This is a genomic window from Microcoleus sp. N3A4, from assembly GCF_036701805.1.
Lineage (GTDB): Bacteria > Cyanobacteriota > Cyanobacteriia > Cyanobacteriales > Microcoleaceae > Microcoleus.
Map to the genome: position 1 here is coordinate 31,686 of NZ_JAUBRJ010000047.1, position 18,476 is coordinate 50,161.

Here is an 18,476-nt window from a genome sequence, read left to right on the forward strand (position 1 = left end):
TTCTTGAGTTTGGATGCCAGCTATTCCAAAGGCAGCGCTAAGATGGTTAAGCACTGTTTTGCACTACTCTCATGTCCCAACGCGCCGAAACCTCACACAGCCAGCCAAGTGCATCCCACAACGGGCATAATGTGACGCCTTCTAACTCCAACAGCCAAAATACAATTCGGATTCGCGGTGCGAGACAGCACAACCTGAAAAATATCGATCTGGAACTGCCGCGCGATCGTCTGATCGTTTTTACTGGTGTCTCCGGTTCTGGCAAGTCTTCCCTGGCTTTCGATACAATTTTTGCCGAGGGACAGCGCCGCTACGTGGAGTCTCTCAGCGCCTACGCGCGCCAGTTTTTGGGACAGTTGGACAAACCGGATGTGGACGCGATCGAGGGGTTGAGTCCGGCTATTTCGATCGACCAAAAGTCAACTTCTCACAACCCGCGATCGACTGTTGGCACTGTTACAGAAATTTACGATTATCTCAGATTGCTCTACGGCAGAGCTGGCGAACCGCACTGTCCGATTTGCGATCGCTGCATTGCGCCGCAGACAATTGATGAAATGTGCGATCGAGTTATGGCACTTCCCGACGGCACTCGCTTTCACCTTCTCGCACCAGTTGTGCGGGGAAAAAAAGGCACTCACCGCAAATTATTGTCGAGTTTAGCTTCCGAAGGATTTATTCGCGTCAAAGTTAACGGAGAAATTTTAGAACTTTCGGAAAATATCGAATTAGATAAAAATCATACGCACAATATCGAGATAGTTGTCGATCGGTTAATTAAAAAACCCGGTTTAGAAGAACGTTTAGTTGATTCTCTGGCAACTTGTTTGCGCCATTCTGAGGGGATTGCAATAATTGAAGAGTTACCGACGGAGGAAAATTCCGAACCACAGGGGCCGATGGTATTTTCCGAAAACTTTGCTTGTCCCGAACACGGCGCGGTAATGGAAGAACTTTCACCCAGGTTATTTTCGTTTAATTCGCCTTACGGCGCGTGCCAGAACTGCCACGGTTTGGGGAGTTTGCGGACTTTTGCGCCGGAGTTGGTAATTCCCGACGAGAAAGCACCTCTTTATTGTGCGATCGCGCCTTGGTCAGACAAAGACAATTCTTATTATCTCTCTTTGCTTTGCAGTATTGCTGATACTTGCGGGTTTGATATCGACACTCCTTGGTATCGATTAAAGCCCGAACACCAGCGGGTGATTTTGTACGGCAATGAGGAAAGGCGCACCGCAGAAAGTAAGAAGCGAGACGGCAACGCCACCGATTTGAAGAGAGATTTTAAGGGCGTGATTTTCATGTTGCAGCGCCAGTACGATGATACTGGTTCTGATTTGATCAAGCAGAAGTTGGAACAGTATCGGGTCGATCGCTCTTGCGAGGTTTGTCACGGCAAACGCTTGAAGCCCGAGGCGCTTTCAGTGCGGTTGGGACAGTACGGAATTGTAGATTTAACGAGTATTTCGATTCGCGAATGTCGCGAACGAGTAAATAATTTGGGATTGAGCGATCGGCAATTCCAAATATCCGATTTAGCCCTGAGAGAAATCAAAGCAAGGCTGCAATTTTTGCTCGATGTCGGGTTAGATTACCTGACTTTAGACCGCGCAGCAATGACGCTTTCTGGCGGAGAAGCCCAGCGAATTCGGCTGGCGACTCAAATCGGTTCTGGTTTGACGGGTGTTCTCTACGTTTTGGACGAACCCAGCATCGGACTCCACCAAAGAGACAATTTTCGCCTGCTGCAAACCTTAACAAAATTGCGCGATTTAGGCAATACTTTGATTGTGGTAGAACACGATGAAGAAACCATGCGAGCGGCAGACCACATTGTCGATATCGGGCCCGGTGCCGGCGTTCACGGTGGCAAAATTATATCGCAAGGAAGTTTAGAAAATTTGCTAACGGCTGAAGAATCTTTGACCGGGGCTTACTTGTCTGGAAAGCGACTAATTGAAACTCCTAATGAAAGGAGAAAAGGCAACGGCAAAGCTCTTTCAATCACAAATGCAAGGCGCAACAATTTAAAAAATATTGATGTGGAAATTCCGCTGGGAAAACTCGTCTGCGTGACGGGGGTTTCCGGTTCGGGAAAATCAACTTTAATCAATGAATTGCTGTACCCGTCGCTGCAACACTATATCACAAAAAAAGTGCCTTTACCGCCCGATATGGACGCCCTCAAAACGAAGGGCGAACGCTCTCTAGAGGATGTGGTTGATAAGGTAATTGTCATCGATCAATCTCCCATCGGCCGCACTCCGCGTTCTAATCCCGCTACTTACACGGGAGTCTTTGATGTGATTCGGGATTTGTTTTCCGAAAGCATTGAAGCGAAGGCAAGAGGTTACAAAGCGGGGCAGTTTTCTTTTAACGTCAAAGGGGGAAGGTGCGAAGCTTGCGGCGGTCAAGGCGTGAACGTGATTTCGATGAATTTTCTGCCGGATGTTTACGTGCAGTGTGAGGTTTGCAAGGGTGCGCGCTACAACCGAGAAACGCTGCAAGTTAAGTACAAAGGCAAGTCGATTTCTGATGTTTTGAACATGACTGTGGAGGAAGCTTTGGGGATGTTTAAAAATATTCCCAGGGCGGGCGCGAGACTGCAAACTTTGGTTGATGTTGGTTTGGGTTACATTCAGTTGGGACAGCCGGCACCGACGCTTTCTGGGGGCGAAGCGCAGCGGGTAAAATTGGCAACGGAACTGTCGCGCCGCGCTACTGGGAAGACGCTTTATTTGATCGATGAACCGACGACTGGTTTGTCGTTTTATGATGTTCACCATTTATTAAATGTGCTGCAAAGGTTGGTGGATAAGGGGAATTCTATTTTGGTAATCGAACACAATTTAGATGTGATTCGGTGCTGCGATTGGGCGATCGATTTGGGGCCTGAAGGGGGAGATAAGGGCGGCGAGATTATTGTGGCGGGAACGCCGGAGGATGTGGCGGCAAATCAGAGGTCTTATACTGGGAAGTATTTGCAAGCGGTTTTGCAGCAGCATCCTTTGGGTAGTGCTGTAGCTGTTAGTTAATACTAGCAGGAATTACGCAATTCTCATAATTAGTAAGGTGCGTCAGATATTTAAACCTTCAATAATCGTTTAAGAAACTCACCTGACGCACCCTACAATTGAAATACTCGAAGGGTGAAGCCCAAAAAACAGTAATCAAGCATCAAGATAGCTTGTTAATAAATTACAAATCTCTTCCGTTAATGGTATTTTTGTTTCTATTTCTAGCCAAAGGTATTGACCAAAAGGATTATTTTCTAAAAACACATATTCATTGTTGGGAGTCACAATAAAATCCATCGCCCCATATAATAGTTTTTGCTCCTCCAAAAAAGCGATGCAGAATTTTTCTATTTTTGCCGGTAGTTCAAAGATAGAATGTGGATTAATTTGAGTATGGAGTCGCCAATCAATTTTGGTCTCTTCATGGGCTTGTGAATCAATTTTAACGGCAAATACCTTTTTACCAATAATTGTAATCCTTAATTCAAAAGCTTTTTCGATATATTCTTGCAATTGAGTAGGTGATAAAGAAATGTTTTTATAGAATTTATAAAAATCATCTTTGCCAATCTTTCTTGAGGGGATTCCTTGATTGAGCCCATCGATGGTCACATTTCCAGTATAAATGCTTTTAACTAAAACCTCTTCTCCGCACTCTATAAAAAACTCTTTGGCTGTTTCTGGCTGTGTTGTTATCAGTGTTTTGGGGATTTTGACCCCGTATTTATTGGCCAGTAAAAGTTGTTGAAATTTAACTTTCGCTTTATTGGCGATAAATGGATCGTTTATCCATCTTATGCTGGGTATAGAATATAGTATATTGATAAAAGCTTTTGTTTCTGAAGCGATAAACTGTTCCTCTGTAGATCGATCAATTTTTCCAAAAAAATCAAAGTCAGGTTTTCTCAACCATGCTACTTTTAGTTTGGCTAAATTTAATATTCTACCAAGTTCGTCAGTAATCTCTCCATTCCATAAACCATTTTCATCAATGTAAAGATTTATCTTATATTTTCTCAGCAAATCTTCTGAGTTTAACCGAAAAACTTCAATCCCTTTTTTATATAGGTTTCTAATAACTTCATCACTGTGGACATCCTGCTTATTCGTAAAAATTAAGAGCATATTTAATTTCTCACATCGTTTTTGAGGGATAAATCAGGTCTGGTGGTCAACTGATATTGATGCTTCACATCAGGCTTTTCCTACTGACAATCCCTAACACCTTAAAGGGGTACGATAGAAGGCCCCGCACTCCACCGTACCGTATAATCAATGTTGTTTGATGCAGAAAGCCCGTGGTTTTCAACTAATGCCACTGTCAGCTTTAAGTATCAGACTCCTTTGAATCATCTTTAGCCCCAAGAATACCCGTGGTAGTATCACGATAGGTCAAGGAAGTACCAGCAGCAGAAACAGGAATATTCGATGTTTGAGTTTCCGGATCATAGGATTGTTTTAGGATCTCTGAATCCTGAATCGCTCGATCGTACAATGCTGGGTCTAGTTTCTCGACAAAATTTAGAGTGAAAGGCACTGAACTTGCAGGTCTATCCAAAGTTTGTGTTTTCATGGGATTGATTCTTAAAAATTGGCCAATACTTCAGATTGTAATTGATAGGATTTAGATTAGAGTGGCATTTAGTAGGAAAATTGATATAGTGGGATTTGGTGTGATATAGTGGGATTGAGTGGTGCTGTTTGATTGCTTCTTTACACAACTTAACTTTTAGTGGCTAAAAGTGGGTTTTAGTGGCTAAACTAAAAAGATTGAGTGAGGTTAAAAATATATGGACGTTAAAGAATTGTCTAAATGGACTGATGAACAGGTAGTTGCTAAAACAGGACAACATCTTGATTCTTTACACAAATTTATATTAGAAAGTGTTTTACAACGTCAAAATTTTCATAAAATTGCGGTAACTAATGGGTATAGTTACGATCATGTTAAAAAAGAGGGAGCAAAATTATGGAAACTTCTCTCCGATGTTTTTGCCGAAGATATCGATCAAAGGAATGTTCGTTCGATTTTAGAAAATAAAGCTATATCTACTATCTACAGTTTTGGTAATTCTTCGTTGATTATTAGTAATCCTAACATTAATAAAAGTCATGTTAATATTTGTAGAGAAAATCCTCAATCTTTAGAGGATATAGAAACGCGATCGCAACATCCTCGCAACGAAAATAAATACCCAATAATTGATCTAACAAAAGCACCAGAACTTAACTATAATTACGGGCGTAATTCAGAAATTCATACTCTTAAAGAATGGATTTTAGAAGATCAGACTAGATTAATTACAATTTATGGCTTAAGTGGCATAGGAAAAACAGCTTTAACCCTGAAATTAATCTCAGAAATTAACACACAATTTGATTATATTATTTATCGCAGTCTTGAGCATTTGCCTAAACTGATTAACCTTAAAGATGAACTTAAACAGTTTTTTTCTCAATCCCACGCAAATCCATTACCAGAAATAATAGATTATTTTCGCTCATCTCGTTGTTTAGTAATCATTGATGACGTGCAAAATATTTTTAAAACTGGTAACTTCGCGGGTCAGTATTTAACAGAATATAAAGATTATCGTAAATTTTTTCAGCAAATTGCTACCTTATCTCATCAAAGTTGTTTAATTTTAATTAGTTGGGAAAAACCTGGAGAAATAGAGGCTTTAGAAAAAGAAAACAAATACACAAGAGCATTACAACTTCAAGGATTAGGAGAAGAAGCCAAAGAAATCTTTAGACAAAAAGATTTACAAGATGAGGGAAAATGGGATGAATTAATAACACTATATCAAAGTCATCCAGCTTGGTTAAATATTATTTCTTTAACTATTAGAGAGTTCTTGAACGGGATGGTTTCCCTTTTTCTGGTCGATGAAAATGAGTTGTTTTTGGGTGACATAGAAACCAATTTAGAATCGCATTTAGAGCGGTTATCAGAATTAGAAAAAAATGTAATAAACTGGTTAGCCCATCAAGATGAACCGATAGATATTTCCCAAAAACCTGCTAATATGGAAGTATCTCAAGCTAAATTTATGCACATTCTACAATCTTTAACCAGACGCGGTTTAGTAGAAAAAGTTCCCAGAAAAGAGCCAGCAAAATTTCACCTAAATTCTATTTTTAAAGCACATATTAAGAGTGATTTTTAGGAAAATAAGTTGATAACTGATATTAAAATGGATAGACTAAACGAATACCGCAAAATTGTTTGTGACTTTCTCGAAGACTTTTCTAAAAATGACGCAAATGCTCAGCTAATATTCGATTTCGCCCGCGATCGATACCTCGTCATGCACAACGAATGGCGCGACGAATATCGCATCTATGGGTGTGCCATGCAGCTTGATATCATCGAAAATCAAATCTGGATTCAACATAACAGTACCGAAATCTACATCGATCGAGAACTGATTCAACGCGGTGTGTTTTCTCAAGATATCATTTTTGGGTTTCGCTCCCCCAGCATCCGAAAACTCCTTGCCACCAACTATTCCTAGAGACAAAGATTCTGTGGTAAAATGATGAGATAGCACGTTATTCTTTGCCCTCTGACAATGGCAGAACCGATATTTCAATTGTCTCGTGTTTCGGGAGTTCCAGTCACAAAGTTCTATGCGTATTTTGTCCCGCAGCACCTTGCGAAACTTCTGGGAAACTCATCCAGATGCCTCAGAAGCACTAAAAACTTGGTACTGCGAAGCGTCTCACGCCGATTGGCCGAGTCCAGTCGATGTTAAGTCCGCTCATCGTAATGCCAGCATCATTGCAAACAATCGTGTTGTGTTTAACATCAAAGGCAATTCCTATCGGCTGATTGTTGCCATTCGTTATGACATCGGCATTATTTTTATCCGCTTTATTGGCACTCATGCCGAGTATGACAAGGTAGATGCAGAAACAATCTAAACACAAATTGATATATGGAAATACGTCCAATTAGAACCCAAACTGACTATCAGGATGCCCTTCGAGAGGTTGAGTTGCTGTTTAATGCAGCTCCTAATACACCTGAGTCCGATCGCCTAGATGTGCTCAGTACCCTAGTAGAAGCTTACGAGAAGGCACACTTTCCGATCGCAATACCCGATCCAATTGCAGCCATTCAATACTACATGGAGGCTCGCGGATGGTCTGGTAGCGATTTAGAACAATGTATTGGCAGTCGAGTTAAAGTTTCTGAGATATTATCTCGCAAACGCTCCTTGACTTTGGAAATGATTCGGAAGCTGAATCAAGAGTTAGGAATTCCCGCTGAGATTCTCATCCAGCCCTATGAGTCGCTACAAACCTCTGCCTAACAATAGAACACCATATTTTGGTTGGTTGGTAATTTTCCATTGCACAGACAATGCACCCGAACAGTCACAAAGCAGGATTTTGGATGAAAGATTAACTATCTTGAATTGTCGGAGACATTGCCATATTTTGTGCTTGTTGCTGCATGAATTCAATGTCCGATCGCGACCAAGTACGGGGCCCGCTGCACTGATGAGCAATTAACAGCCCCCACAGTCCTTTATTCGTTAAAATTGGCACGACTAAATTGGCGCGAACTTTCAGGCTACGCAGAAAATCTCGGTGGCATTGGTGAATTTGTTCTACTTCAATATCTGCAATTGCTCTAACTCGGCCGGCTTCGTACAAAGCAGCGTATTCGCCGTTAAAACACTCATCTGGCCCCGTTGAACCCAAGATTGAGAGTTCGATCGCACTTAACGTCTCGCAAGTAACTTGACCTTGCCACTGCCTGTAAAAATAATATAGCACAGCGCGATCGCTCTGCAAAACTTCTCGAATGTCGTATAGGGATTTTTCAATTAATACGTCGCGCTTTAGACGCTCTATCAAGCGGTTAACAATGTTTTGCAGGCGATCGCCAGACATGGTATTAACTCCTTCAATTATTAGTATACTCACCCGAGCTGAATTATTTAACTTGCACCCTCACAAATCCTCAAATTTTTGCGGATCGGAATTCTCGCCCGCTCGAAAGTAAGTGATTTTTGGCTTGACAGTTGTCAGGATGGTAGCAAAATTATACTAATATTTTGACCGATACAGCAATCTTTTCTGGAAACGGGCGATGGCGTCCCGCCCTCGCCCGTGCTACGGCTTTTTTTTACGAACCCCTTTCGCGAAAAACCACAGGTGGGATGCCTGTTCCACAAAGGAAGAGGAAGAGCTAACAATTGATGGGAAAATTGCTAGATATGCCTAAAGTTGGTTCCTCTCAAAGAGAGCTACTGCTAGGATATTTCTATAGCTAGAGGAAGCATCAAATATGTCTGTGCTACAAGCTGCTTGGAAACACGAATTTATCGCTACAAATGGCATCAAGCTTCATTGTGTCACTCAAGGTTCTGGGCCGCTGATGCTGATGCTGCACGGGTTTCCTGAATTCTGGTATTCTTGGCGGCATCAAATCCCGGAATTTGCATCAGATTATAAAGTTGTCGCTGTGGATCTCAGGGGTTACAACGACAGCGAAAAACCTAAAAATAAATCTGCTTACGTTATGGCAGAGTTTGTGCAAGATATCAAGGGAATTATTCAGGATTTGGGGTACGAAAATTGCGTCTTAGTTGGCCACGACTGGGGAGGCGCGATCGCCTGGAATTTTGCTTATGCTTATCCCGAAATGGTGGATAAATTAATTGTGATGAATCTACCGCATCCGGCAAAGTTTGCTGAAGGGTTACGCACTCCCCAACAATTGCGGAAAAGTTGGTACATCTTTTTGTTTCAGTTGCCATTTTTGCCGGAGTTGTTAATTCAGTTAGGCGACTATCAGGCAATTTCTAGTGCTTTGGAAGGTATGGCAGTTGACAAAAGCACCTTTACCCCCGCAGATATCGAAGCTTACAAAGATGCGGCGGCCAAACGGGGCGCTCTCACCGCTACTATTAATTATTACCGCAATATTGCTGGGGGATTTGTCGATCGCCAGAATTGGAGCGTGCTGCAAGTTCCCACACTGATGATTTGGGGTGAAAATGATACCGCCCTCGGCAAAGAGTTAACCTACGGGACAGCAGATTACGTGCGGGATTTTCAGATTCAATACATTCCCAATTGCAGCCACTGGGTGCAGCAGGAACAGCCGCAGTTAGTTAATCGGTACATGAGAGATTTTTTGGCAAGCAAAGCTGTTTGAATTGATACAGATAGTGTAAGGTGCGTCAGTCGAAGTTTTTGCATCAACTCGAAAGTTTTTGTTTCGGACGCACCCTACCGGAGAGGGTGCAAGGTGCGTCCGATCGAATATACTCTGATACGCCTTCACTGTTTCTCTCTCATCTAACCCAGAAGCACAGACCGAGCTACGAATCACATAAATTCCATCTAAATGCGCTTCCATCTCAATCTTCTCGCTGTTTCGTTCGTAGCAGAAGCTGTTGTCGGTAATCTTGAGATGAAAATGCTTTGCTATCTGATAGCGATTGATGACCTTTCCCACTCTCACCCCAATTTTTCTGCTCCTCGAAGTGGACGATTCGAGCGGTTGTCAAGCGTGACAATTTTGTCTAACTCTTTTGGCGAACTTTTTCCAGCAGTGGACTTAAGGTTGAAGCATCATTGATATTGCCTTCAAACACTTCTACGGCGGTGGGACATCCGGGTCAATAAACATTTCCCCCACCGTCGGATATTCTAAGCCAGCAATAATCCGCAACAGCGTACTTTTACTTTTACCGCACCCACTGCTTCCCAGAGGCAATAATCACCGTTTTCTGGGCATCGCCAATGCGGGAGTCACTTAAGTTAGTCAGTTCTAACTGTTTAGCGGCCGCGGCGGGCGGGTGTGAGTTTGGACTCTTTGTCATGGTAGCGGTAGGTTAAGACAACTTATTAAGAAAATATTAAGAAAACTCAAGACTCTAATTCGATCGCTCTATAATCCTCAAAACTACGTAATTTCGATCAAGATACCGTAGTTAAAGAAAAAGTATCGGTGAATCAACCACAAGTTTGGCAAAATTCAGTGACTTCGATCGTTCAGTCTCTAAAACTTGCGATCGCAGCCAGTTCCCAATTGCTGCGATTTTCAGGGCAATTTCTTAAAAAAGCTCAGCATCTAGGACGCTCAGAAAAAGCGTACATCGTCTTGTTTTTACTAAGTGTAATTCTAAGTACATCAATTGCTGCTTGCTCTGGAACGAGTAGGGCTAATCAAGGCGATATCAAGCTCAACCTAGTTTCCTTCTCAGTGACGAAAGCGGCCCATGACCAAATCGTCCCTAAATTTGTTGAAAAGTGGCAGAAAGAACACAACCAAAACGTCATTTTTGAACGCAGTTATGGCGGGTCTTTAGCGCAAACCGACGAGATCATTGCCGGCAAACAAGAAGCCGATGTAGTGCATCTTGCCCTCCCATTGGATGTCGTTCGCATCGAAGAAGCGGGTTTAATTAATTCTGGCTGGCAGGACAGAGTTCCTAGAAGGGGAGTAGTTAGTCAATCGGTGGCGGCAATTGTTACCCGAGAAGGCAACCCCAAAGATATTAAAACGTGGGCAGATTTAGCCAAAGAAGATGTAAATGTCATTACAGCGAATCCTCAAACCTCTGGTATTGGTGTTTGGCAATTTTTAGGTCTGTGGGGGTCAGTCACCCAAGAAGGAGGAGAGCCTGAACAAGCCCTTGATTTTGTGGGCAAAATCTATAAAAAAATTCCCACCCTAACCAAAGATGCGCGGGAAGCCAGCGACTTATTCTTCCAACAAGGGCAGGGAGATGCCTTAGTAACCTATGAAAATGAAGTGATTTTAGCTGGAACGAACCGACCCAAAACCAGTTACTTTGTTCCTCCCCTCAATATCTCTATCGATAATCCCGTGGCGATAGTTGATAAAAACGTGGATAAGCATGGAACGAGAGAAGTGGCAGCAGCCTTTGTCGATTTTCTCTATTCAGACGAAGCTCAGCAAGAATTCGCCAAATTAGGCTACCGTTCGGTCAATCCCTTTATTGCTCAAGGCACAGAGGTGCAATTTCCCCCAATTAAAACCTTGTTCAATGCTCAAGATTTAGGAGGGTGGCCTTCGATCAAAGAGAAGTTTTTTGCAAAGGATGGCATCTTTGACCAAATTAAGGTCAAGTCCTGAACCTAAACGCCTAATTCACTTTCATTTTTCCAAATTTACGCTCAAATCCTATGAAATTTTCTCGTTGGTTTTACCTAATTCCTATTATCCTCATGGGCAAACTGATAACCAGTTGTGGCAACTCAGGAGATAAGGAACAGCAAATCAGTATTGATGGTGGTGCTGTGGGCTTTGGCGTTTCCCTCGCCGTCGCCGAAGAATACCAAAAACTTTATCCCAATGCCCAAGTAAGCGTCGCTGCGAGTGGCACAGGCGGAGGGTTTAGCAAGTTTTGTGCTGGAACCCTTGAGATTGCGGGGGCTTCTCGCACCATCAGAGACGAAGAAATCAAAAAATGTGAGGAAAAAGGGATCGAATTTATTGAATTACCTATGGCTCTTGATGGTCTTGCGGTAGTTGTTAATAAGGAAAATAACTTTGCCAAATGTCTAACTATTCAGGAATTAGACACAATGTGGAATTCCAAATCGGAAGGCAAAATCGCCAGTTGGAAACAAATCAATCCCGAATTTCCCGACGAAAAACTGTTGCTGTTTGCCCCTCCTTCCGATACGGGAACCTTTGATTATTTCACCCAAGCCGTAACGGGTAAAAGGAGAAATAGTCGTACCGACTTTACCCCCAGTCGCAACCAAAATACCCTCGTTCAAGGGGTAATTGGCAATAAATCTGGACTGGCCTATCTGGGAATTTCCTTCTTGCTCCAAAACCAAGACAAATTGAACGCGGTGGGGGTTGAAAATGCGGATGGAAAGTGTGTTAAACCAGTTCCCCTTGATAACGTTCTGAGAAATATTTATAGCCCCCTCTCTCGACCCCTCTTTATCTACGTCAATAAAAAAGCCCTTGAAACCAATCCTTCCCTGGAAAGATTCGTGAAATTCTATTTAGAAAATTCTTGGAAATGGGTGGATGGTGTGGGTTATGTGGCGTTACCCGATGAAGCTTATGTGAAAACTAAGCAAAAATTTGAGCGGCGTGAAACCGGAACGAAATTCAAAAAAGCCAAACCCGGTGAACCTATTACTAACTTTATTTAAGGAGGAAATCTCGCTTCCCATGACCCTAACTCCTAGTTCCTTTGATGACTCCCTTTTCGCTGCGGATGACTTCTTGCTTAAAAATGCTTCTGAAGATGTCCCAGAAAAGATTATTGGTGCGGTTTTATTTGCCTGCGCCTTCGTGTCCGTTGCCACCACCTTTGGTATTGTCTGGATCATTTTCCAAGAGACTTTGGGTTTTTTCCAAGAAGTTTCCTTAGCCCAGTTTTTTCTGGATACCCGATGGACTCCTCTGTTTGCCGAAGCCCATTTTGGCATCTGGCCGCTGCTGAACGGAACGTTTTTAACATCTGCGATCGCTATGAGTGTAGCAGTTCCCTTGGGTTTATCTTCAGCCATTTACCTGAGTGAATATGCCCAACCGAAAGTGGCAGCCGTGTTACGCCCTGCTGTGGAATTATTGGCGGGAATTCCCACAGTAGTTTACGGTTACTTTGCTTTGCTCTTTGTCACTCCGGTTCTGCGGCATCTTTTCCCCTTAGAGATTTTTAATGCCCTTAGTGCTGGGTTAATGATGGGGATTATGATCACCCCTACTGTCGGTTCCATCAGCTTAGATGCAATTCGATCCGTTCCCCGTTCTCTGCGAGAAGGTTCCTATGCCTTGGGCATTACCAAACTAGAAACCATTTTTAAAGTGGTGCTTCCGGCGGCTTTGTCTGGGATTATGGCTTCGATAATTTTAGGCGTTTCCCGTGCAGTGGGAGAAACCATGACCGTTTTGATTGCGGCTGGATCGCAGCCTCGCATCACCGCCAATTTCATGGAATCTGTCGCCACCATGACCGCTTTTATGGCGGAGATTTCGGGGGGAGATAGTCCCAGGGGTAGCCTAAGTTTTAAGACTTTGTATGCGGTGGGGGCAGTTTTGTTCGTCATTACATTGTCTCTCAATATGGCCAGCTTTTGGATTTCTAATCGCTTTAAGGAAAAATACGATTGATTGCTATGGTTAAATCAACTCTGACAAACAATTCCGTCAACACTGCCGAATTTACCGACAACATAGAACGCCGAGAAGCGATCGGTAAAGTCTTTGAATATCTCTTCTTACTTGGGTTACTCATCGGTTTATTTGTCCTCGCCTTACTGGTTCTGAATATCCTCCATGATGGATTTGGCAGATTGGTAACGCCGGGGTTTCTTACGGAAACGCCTTCCCGTTTTGCCGAACGCGGAGGTATCCGTCCAGCCATTATTGGAAGTTTCTTGTTAGGAGCGATCGTCATTTTGGTTGCGGTTCCCATTGGGGTAGGTGCTGCTTTGTACCTAGAGGAATACGCCCCTAAAAAGTGGTGGACTGCCCTGATTGAGATTAATATCGGGAATTTAGCAGGGATTCCTTCTATTGTCTATGGCTTGCTAGGTTTAGGGGTTTTTAACTATTTACTAGGGTTTGGCCCTACCTTGATTTCGGGGGCATTAACTCTTGCCCTATTGTCTTTACCCGTCATTATTGTGACAGCAAGAGAGGCGATTCGAGCGGTTCCCGATTCTCTCAGAAATGCTTCCTATGGACTGGGAAGTACCAAATGGCAAACCATTCAACACCATGTCTTGCCGTATGCCATTCCGGGAATTTTGACGGGGGTGATTATTTCTGTCTCCCGCGCCATTGGAGATGCCGCCTGTTTGGTTGTCGTGGGGGCTGTCAGTTTTCTCACGTTCGATCCGGGTTTATTCCAACGATTTATGGCGTTACCCATTCAAATTTTCAGCTATATTACTCGTCCTGAACCGGGGTTTGCCAGTGCAGCCGCAGCGACGATTATTGTGCTGATTCTGTTGATTTTGGCGCTCAATGCTGTCGCTATCTATCTGCGCCAACGCTATTCCAGCCATTAATTAACTTGAGTTTTCAACAACATTAAGGATATCGTTTCAGTATCTGTAGGGTGCGTCGCCATCAAAAATCTTAAAGAATATCTACTATCTTTGAGCGACGCACCTTACACGAGCGGATGAGCGTAAACAAACCCACACTCATCATTGTTGCTTTCTGGAGGCGAAAATTGGTATAGCTTGGGTTTTCAACAACATTAAGGAGATCGTTCTAGATGACTAACACTAATACCCACGTCAATACGGACAAGAGTGTGTTTGATGCAGAGGGCGTAAAGGTTTTTTACAATGACTTTTTAGCTCTTGTCGATGTCTATATCAAAATTCCCAGTCAAAAAATTGTGGCCTTTATCGGCCCTTCAGGTTGCGGCAAAAGTACCTTATTGCGTTGTTTTAATCGGATGAACGATCTAATCCCTGGTGCCAGAGTGGAAGGGAAACTCATTTACCGCAACCGTAATATTTACGATCCGCAAGTGAATTCCGTCAAATTGCGGCGACAGGTGGGAATGGTGTTTCAGCGACCGAATCCTTTTCCCAAGAGCATTTATGAAAATATTGCCTATGCCCCCAGAACTAACGGTTATCAAGGAAATCTGGATGAATTAGTGGAATCTTCCCTCAGACAAGCAGCTATCTGGAATGAGGTCAAGGATAAACTGCAAGATAAAGGAACGGCGTTATCTGGGGGACAACAACAACGGCTCTGTATTGCCCGCGCGATCGCGATGAAGCCCGATGTTTTATTGATGGATGAACCTTGCTCTGCTCTCGACCCCATTTCTACGCGACAGGTTGAAGAACTGTGCTTAGAACTTAAGGAACGATACACAATTATTACGGTGACTCACAATATGCAACAAGCGTCAAGAATCGCGGATTGGACGGCATTTTTCAATACAGAAACGGACGAGCAAGGCAAACGCCGGGGCAAATTAGTAGAGTTTGGCCCGACGGAGCAAATCTTTCATACCCCGCAGACACAGGAAGCCGGAGAATATATTAGTGGACGCTTTGGTTAAATGCAAGTGTCAGATTTAGGCGTTACGCATGGGAGCATCTCAGTTTTGCAAAAAGCATTTTTTTTATTATAGTGCGAGCTTAAGAGCTCGCGTATTCTACAAATCGCGAGCTCTTAAGCTCGCACTATAAATGCAAAACTGAGATGCTCCCTTACGCATTGTCCGCAATGACATTACCTTGGTCATCAGCATTAGGTTAAAAAAACAATTTATTCCTAAGACTAACCCTATAGGTTCATATTCCGATCGGCAGTTAGCCTTAACTCTTGCCTACAGAGTTTTAGTTCATGCCGAAATTGAGGCTTATTTTGAGGATAGAGTTTGGGAAGTAGCCTTTAATGCTAAAAAGAATTGGGATAATCAGGGTAAAACTTGCCGTACTTCGATCGGCCTGCTTGCCTTGGACGGTCAAATGATGGAATCACCACCAGATAAGTAAGTCGGCGCGGAAAAACACAACTATGTTAAGATAATTAAACGAAGAAATAGCTCTAGTGAGGTATAGCCTTTCTCAAAAAGATGAGGTATGACTGACAGCTTACATAACCACCCAGACGCTTGAGGGCCCAAGCCCAACAACGTAGCCATGAAGTCCAACAGTTATGGTCGAAGTGGGAAAGCTAGGGTTTATACATCTTCTTTTTACCCAAATATTGTTCAGAAATGAATCCAATTGAATTGGAGTGGCAACACCTCAAAAAAGATGAACTAGCAGGGCAAATATTTGAGGATGAATTAGAGCTTGCTTATGCCGTAATTGATGGGGTAGGGGCTAGAGAAAAAAAAGGAAATTATCGTACACAACGTATTAAATTTAAGTCTCATCACCTAAGCTGTTGCGGCATTTAAATTGTATGTCAAAAAACAATCAAACTGTTGTGGGGTGGGCGTCCCGCCCGCCGAGTATGTGCAATTTAAATGCGCGACAGCTTACTTAATATTTTGTTACATACTTATGAATTTCCCCACCGACCTACTTAGTGGGCTATCATAAATCAATCTATACATTTAATCTAAAAAACACCATGACTCAGCTATCAGAAAAGCGAAAAGCGCTGCGGGGTAGAATCTCTCCCGAACAGACTATACCACCCGAAGAATTAGCAAGGCGCGAAGCAGAAAGAACTGAACTCGGTTTGCGCTGCCGAGCAATATTTGAGCGAATTCGTCCGGAACTGATCGGCGAGTATTACAACTGGTATATTGCGATCGAGCCGGATCGTGAAAAGTATTTGGTTGACCCCAAACTTTTAGGCATTGTGCAAAAAATCAAGGAACAGTACGGCGATAAAAGTGTGATGTTAACAATGTTTCGCCTCAATGAAACAGGAACCTGTGGCAGTATATGATATCAGGTTGGTTTAATGGGTAATGGGTAATGGGTAATTCGTAGGTAATTGGAACCACTATAATCGATTATTTAATCCCCAATCTAAAATCTAAAATCTAAAATCTAAAATCGAACGATCGCCCTTTTTTACAAAAAAGCGATCGCCCGCATTCAACTACAAGAATGACTGTATTTTAACAGAGTCGAGTTCCCGACCGATAAACACTAATTTGGTTTGCCGGATCTCCGAAGGTTGCCAAGGGCGATCGTAAAAATGTTCGATCCGCGAACCCACACCTTGCAACACCATCCTCATCGGTTTCTTGGGAACCGCCACAAACCCTTTAATCCGATAGATTTCCTCCTGCTGCATCAAGGATTGCAGTTTTTTCACCAAAGCTTCAGGTTCAAATTCGCGATCGGCAATAAAGAAAGTCGAGTTAATATCATCATCGTGCTCGTGTTCCTCCTCAGTGTCATGGTGACTCGGGCGAGACTCCAAATCATCCTCAACCGCCGCATTAAATCCCAACAGCACATCGGGGTTAATTTCGCCACCTTTGCAGGGCACAATTTTCACACTCGGACGCAATTCTTGTTGCAACCAGGTTTGGACTTTCTGGTGAGTTTCAGCATCTACGCGATCGACCTTCGTTAAAAGTACCATATCGGCACAGGCTAACTGGTCTTCAAACAATTCCTCGATCGGAGTTTCGTGATCTAAACTAGAATCAGCTTGCCGCTGTGCCATCAAAGCATCGATATCACCGACAAAAGTACCGCTAGCAACAGCTTCGCAATCGACAACAGCAACAACACCGTCTACAGTAGCACCCGTGCGAATTTCCGGCCAGCGAAAAGCTTGAATCAAAGGTTTAGGAAGTGCGAGACCAGAAGTCTCAATTAAGATACAATCAATTTGCTCTCGGCGCTTCAACAATTCCTGCATAGTCGGCAAGAATTCCTCTTGAACAGTGCAGCAAAGACAACCATTTGTTAGTTCTACAATATTGCTGCTGACATTTTCTTCTTCGTCGCAAACTTGGCAATCGCGCAGCAGTTCTCCGTCAATTCCAATTTCGCCAAATTCGTTAACCATAACAGCAATTCGGCGACCTTGATTATTTTGCAATAAGTGACGAATTAGGGTAGTTTTGCCGCTACCGAGAAAGCCGGTAATGACTGTAACAGGAATTTTGTGCATTGATGATTTTGTGCTTATTTGGTGATGGGATATCTCGTTCCCAGGCTCTCTCTGCCTGGGAATACCGATCTAGAGGCTCTGCCTCGCTGGAATAAAAGATCGCTTTTAAAACGAGGCAGAGCCTCGGCGTATGCGTTACCAGGCAAAGCCTAGGAACGAGAAGGAAAAAACTAAAGTCCCTACTACAAACCTATCTAATTTCCCAGCGGCGGAATCTTCGCCAAAATGCCTTTTTTCAGAGCTTGAGGACGCTCAGACCAAGGCAACAAACCGTCCGATTTAGCATAGTATTGACCCGCGCATTCGAGTACAGCTTCCGCACTTTCCGGTTCATTTGCAGGCAAATCGCCAAACAGATAAGTGTACTTTCCAACAGCAGCAAAAGACACCGCACAAGAGCGACTGCAAGCACTCATGCACTCAACTTCCCGAATATCAAACTCATCGCAAAATTCCCAATCTTTAGCGAGTTTCGATAAGTCTTCCATAAATTGTTGACCGCCGCTTTTGCCTTCGCGCTTGCCGTTTTTCCAAACACTAGCGCAAGCAGTGCAAACAAACAGACTGTGCTTTGTGGGTACAGCCGCATTAATTCCATCCATCATCCGTACCTCGCAGATGCGTTCAAAAGTGAGTTAGATATCGGCGGGCATTCTGACTTGAGAAACCACAAGGGTTTCATTACAGTTGCGGGACAGCGCCGGACTTGCACCGAACTTTCCCCGTTTCCTCTAGCGGCTGCTCCCCGCTAGAACCGATCGCGAAATCACATCATACCGCACTTGCCACCAATCAATTTTAGATTTTAGATTTTAGATTTTAGATTTCTGATTAGAGAAAGCGACCCCAGGGATAAATCTGGGGCTGGTTTAGTA

At 43.3% G+C, this 18,476-nt stretch carries 21 protein-coding genes and 1 riboswitch; of the genes, 14 read left to right on the forward strand and 7 right to left on the reverse strand.

The genetic code is table 11. The features are described 5' to 3' along the window. Positions 1-71 precede the first annotated feature (71 nt). Complete coding sequence (uvrA, locus tag QUA56_RS23845) at positions 72-3,035, forward strand: excinuclease ABC subunit UvrA (protein ID WP_333362488.1); 2,964 nt, start codon at positions 72-74, stop codon at positions 3,033-3,035. Positions 3,036-3,170: 135 nt separating this feature from the next. On the opposite strand, the gene QUA56_RS23850 is transcribed toward uvrA, so the two are convergent. Both QUA56_RS23850 and QUA56_RS23855 read right to left on the reverse strand, forming a co-directional pair. After that, positions 3,171-4,142, reverse strand: a complete 972-nt coding sequence (locus QUA56_RS23850; RefSeq protein WP_333362491.1) for an MvdC/MvdD family ATP grasp protein — start codon at positions 4,140-4,142, stop codon at positions 3,171-3,173. Between the two features lie 202 nt (positions 4,143-4,344). Further along, complete coding sequence (locus QUA56_RS23855; RefSeq protein WP_333362494.1) at positions 4,345-4,590, reverse strand: hypothetical protein; 246 nt, start codon at positions 4,588-4,590, stop codon at positions 4,345-4,347. A 217-nt stretch (positions 4,591-4,807) separates the two neighbouring features. Between QUA56_RS23855 and QUA56_RS23860 the strand changes: the two genes are divergently transcribed. The 4 genes from QUA56_RS23860 (at position 4,808) to QUA56_RS23875 (ending at position 7,336) form a co-directional block, all read left to right on the forward strand. Next, entirely contained in the window at positions 4,808-6,187 is a 1,380-nt protein-coding gene (locus QUA56_RS23860; RefSeq protein WP_333362497.1) for an AAA family ATPase, read from the forward strand. 27 nt (positions 6,188-6,214) lie between these two features. Further along, a complete protein-coding gene (locus QUA56_RS23865) occupies positions 6,215-6,535 on the forward strand; it encodes an element excision factor XisI family protein (RefSeq protein WP_333362500.1) in 321 nt (106 codons plus the stop codon). A 115-nt stretch (positions 6,536-6,650) separates the two neighbouring features. Continuing rightward, positions 6,651-6,944, forward strand: coding sequence for a type II toxin-antitoxin system HigB family toxin (locus tag QUA56_RS23870; protein ID WP_333362503.1), 294 nt, complete (start codon positions 6,651-6,653; stop codon positions 6,942-6,944). Between the two features lie 14 nt (positions 6,945-6,958). Beyond that, positions 6,959-7,336 carry a transcriptional regulator gene (locus QUA56_RS23875; protein WP_333362506.1) on the forward strand — a complete coding sequence of 126 codons (378 nt, stop codon included), beginning with the start codon at positions 6,959-6,961 and terminating at the stop codon, positions 7,334-7,336. Positions 7,337-7,427: 91 nt separating this feature from the next. On the opposite strand, the gene QUA56_RS23880 is transcribed toward QUA56_RS23875, so the two are convergent. Then, the gene (locus QUA56_RS23880) at positions 7,428-7,922 is read right to left on the reverse strand and encodes a GAF domain-containing protein (RefSeq protein WP_333362574.1); all 495 of its coding nucleotides are present in this window, start codon (positions 7,920-7,922) and stop codon (positions 7,428-7,430) included. Positions 7,923-8,319: 397 nt separating this feature from the next. Between QUA56_RS23880 and QUA56_RS23885 the strand changes: the two genes are divergently transcribed. Further along, entirely contained in the window at positions 8,320-9,192 is an 873-nt protein-coding gene (locus QUA56_RS23885) for an alpha/beta hydrolase (protein WP_333362509.1), read from the forward strand. A gap of 444 nt (positions 9,193-9,636) precedes the next feature. Here the strand turns inward: QUA56_RS23885 and QUA56_RS23895 are convergent, their stop codons facing one another. After that, positions 9,637-9,756 (reverse strand): ATP-binding cassette domain-containing protein, encoded by a 120-nt coding sequence (locus QUA56_RS23895; protein ID WP_333362512.1) that lies wholly within the window; start codon positions 9,754-9,756, stop codon positions 9,637-9,639. Further along, positions 9,728-9,862 carry a hypothetical protein gene (locus QUA56_RS23900; RefSeq protein WP_333362580.1) on the reverse strand — a complete coding sequence of 45 codons (135 nt, stop codon included), beginning with the start codon at positions 9,860-9,862 and terminating at the stop codon, positions 9,728-9,730. Before QUA56_RS23900 ends, QUA56_RS23895 begins: the two co-directional genes overlap by 29 nt. Before the next feature lie 209 nt (positions 9,863-10,071). Between QUA56_RS23900 and QUA56_RS23905 the strand changes: the two genes are divergently transcribed. The 8 genes from QUA56_RS23905 to QUA56_RS23940 all read left to right on the forward strand — a co-directional run bounded on the left by QUA56_RS23905 (position 10,072) and on the right by QUA56_RS23940 (position 16,416). Continuing rightward, positions 10,072-11,142: a sulfate ABC transporter substrate-binding protein gene (locus QUA56_RS23905; RefSeq protein ID WP_333362516.1), complete on the forward strand. Its 1,071-nt coding sequence runs from the start codon at positions 10,072-10,074 to the stop codon at positions 11,140-11,142. A gap of 50 nt (positions 11,143-11,192) precedes the next feature. Continuing rightward, positions 11,193-12,182 (forward strand): PstS family phosphate ABC transporter substrate-binding protein, encoded by a 990-nt coding sequence (locus QUA56_RS23910; RefSeq protein WP_333362518.1) that lies wholly within the window; start codon positions 11,193-11,195, stop codon positions 12,180-12,182. A 19-nt stretch (positions 12,183-12,201) separates the two neighbouring features. Further along, a complete protein-coding gene (gene pstC / locus QUA56_RS23915) occupies positions 12,202-13,146 on the forward strand; it encodes a phosphate ABC transporter permease subunit PstC (RefSeq protein ID WP_333362521.1) in 945 nt (314 codons plus the stop codon). A 5-nt stretch (positions 13,147-13,151) separates the two neighbouring features. Further along, positions 13,152-14,048, forward strand: coding sequence for a phosphate ABC transporter permease PstA (gene pstA / locus QUA56_RS23920; protein WP_333362524.1), 897 nt, complete (start codon positions 13,152-13,154; stop codon positions 14,046-14,048). A gap of 212 nt (positions 14,049-14,260) precedes the next feature. Further along, positions 14,261-15,067 (forward strand): phosphate ABC transporter ATP-binding protein PstB, encoded by an 807-nt coding sequence (gene pstB / locus QUA56_RS23925; RefSeq protein WP_333362527.1) that lies wholly within the window; start codon positions 14,261-14,263, stop codon positions 15,065-15,067. Positions 15,068-15,245: 178 nt separating this feature from the next. Then, on the forward strand, positions 15,246-15,506 hold the full coding sequence (locus tag QUA56_RS23930) for a hypothetical protein (protein WP_333362530.1): 261 nt from the start codon (positions 15,246-15,248) through the stop codon (positions 15,504-15,506). Between the two features lie 194 nt (positions 15,507-15,700). Beyond that, on the forward strand, positions 15,701-15,916 hold the full coding sequence (locus QUA56_RS23935; RefSeq protein WP_333362577.1) for a transposase: 216 nt from the start codon (positions 15,701-15,703) through the stop codon (positions 15,914-15,916). Positions 15,917-16,092: 176 nt separating this feature from the next. After that, positions 16,093-16,416: a hypothetical protein gene (locus QUA56_RS23940; RefSeq protein WP_333362535.1), complete on the forward strand. Its 324-nt coding sequence runs from the start codon at positions 16,093-16,095 to the stop codon at positions 16,414-16,416. 156 nt (positions 16,417-16,572) lie between these two features. On the opposite strand, the gene cobW is transcribed toward QUA56_RS23940, so the two are convergent. Next, the gene (gene cobW, locus QUA56_RS23945; protein WP_333362538.1) at positions 16,573-17,601 is read right to left on the reverse strand and encodes a cobalamin biosynthesis protein CobW; all 1,029 of its coding nucleotides are present in this window, start codon (positions 17,599-17,601) and stop codon (positions 16,573-16,575) included. A gap of 194 nt (positions 17,602-17,795) precedes the next feature. Next, on the reverse strand, positions 17,796-18,206 hold the full coding sequence (locus QUA56_RS23950) for a DUF1636 domain-containing protein (protein WP_333362541.1): 411 nt from the start codon (positions 18,204-18,206) through the stop codon (positions 17,796-17,798). Positions 18,207-18,228: 22 nt separating this feature from the next. Continuing rightward, positions 18,229-18,375: riboswitch (cobalamin riboswitch) on the reverse strand. Positions 18,376-18,476 lie beyond the last annotated feature (101 nt).

Coding starts and splice junctions, on each gene's coding strand:
- uvrA (WP_333362488.1), top strand. CDS start 72: ATGTCCCAACGCGCCGAAACCTCACACAGCCAGCCAAGTGCATCCCAC.
- QUA56_RS23850 (WP_333362491.1), bottom strand. CDS start 4,142: ATGCTCTTAATTTTTACGAATAAGCAGGATGTCCACAGTGATGAAGTT.
- QUA56_RS23855 (WP_333362494.1), bottom strand. CDS start 4,590: ATGAAAACACAAACTTTGGATAGACCTGCAAGTTCAGTGCCTTTCACT.
- QUA56_RS23860 (WP_333362497.1), top strand. CDS start 4,808: ATGGACGTTAAAGAATTGTCTAAATGGACTGATGAACAGGTAGTTGCT.
- QUA56_RS23865 (WP_333362500.1), top strand. CDS start 6,215: ATGGATAGACTAAACGAATACCGCAAAATTGTTTGTGACTTTCTCGAA.
- QUA56_RS23870 (WP_333362503.1), top strand. CDS start 6,651: ATGCGTATTTTGTCCCGCAGCACCTTGCGAAACTTCTGGGAAACTCAT.
- QUA56_RS23875 (WP_333362506.1), top strand. CDS start 6,959: ATGGAAATACGTCCAATTAGAACCCAAACTGACTATCAGGATGCCCTT.
- QUA56_RS23880 (WP_333362574.1), bottom strand. CDS start 7,922: ATGTCTGGCGATCGCCTGCAAAACATTGTTAACCGCTTGATAGAGCGT.
- QUA56_RS23885 (WP_333362509.1), top strand. CDS start 8,320: ATGTCTGTGCTACAAGCTGCTTGGAAACACGAATTTATCGCTACAAAT.
- QUA56_RS23900 (WP_333362580.1), bottom strand. CDS start 9,862: ATGACAAAGAGTCCAAACTCACACCCGCCCGCCGCGGCCGCTAAACAG.
- QUA56_RS23910 (WP_333362518.1), top strand. CDS start 11,193: ATGAAATTTTCTCGTTGGTTTTACCTAATTCCTATTATCCTCATGGGC.
- pstC (WP_333362521.1), top strand. CDS start 12,202: ATGACCCTAACTCCTAGTTCCTTTGATGACTCCCTTTTCGCTGCGGAT.
- pstA (WP_333362524.1), top strand. CDS start 13,152: ATGGTTAAATCAACTCTGACAAACAATTCCGTCAACACTGCCGAATTT.
- pstB (WP_333362527.1), top strand. CDS start 14,261: ATGACTAACACTAATACCCACGTCAATACGGACAAGAGTGTGTTTGAT.
- QUA56_RS23940 (WP_333362535.1), top strand. CDS start 16,093: ATGACTCAGCTATCAGAAAAGCGAAAAGCGCTGCGGGGTAGAATCTCT.
- cobW (WP_333362538.1), bottom strand. CDS start 17,601: ATGCACAAAATTCCTGTTACAGTCATTACCGGCTTTCTCGGTAGCGGC.
- QUA56_RS23950 (WP_333362541.1), bottom strand. CDS start 18,206: ATGATGGATGGAATTAATGCGGCTGTACCCACAAAGCACAGTCTGTTT.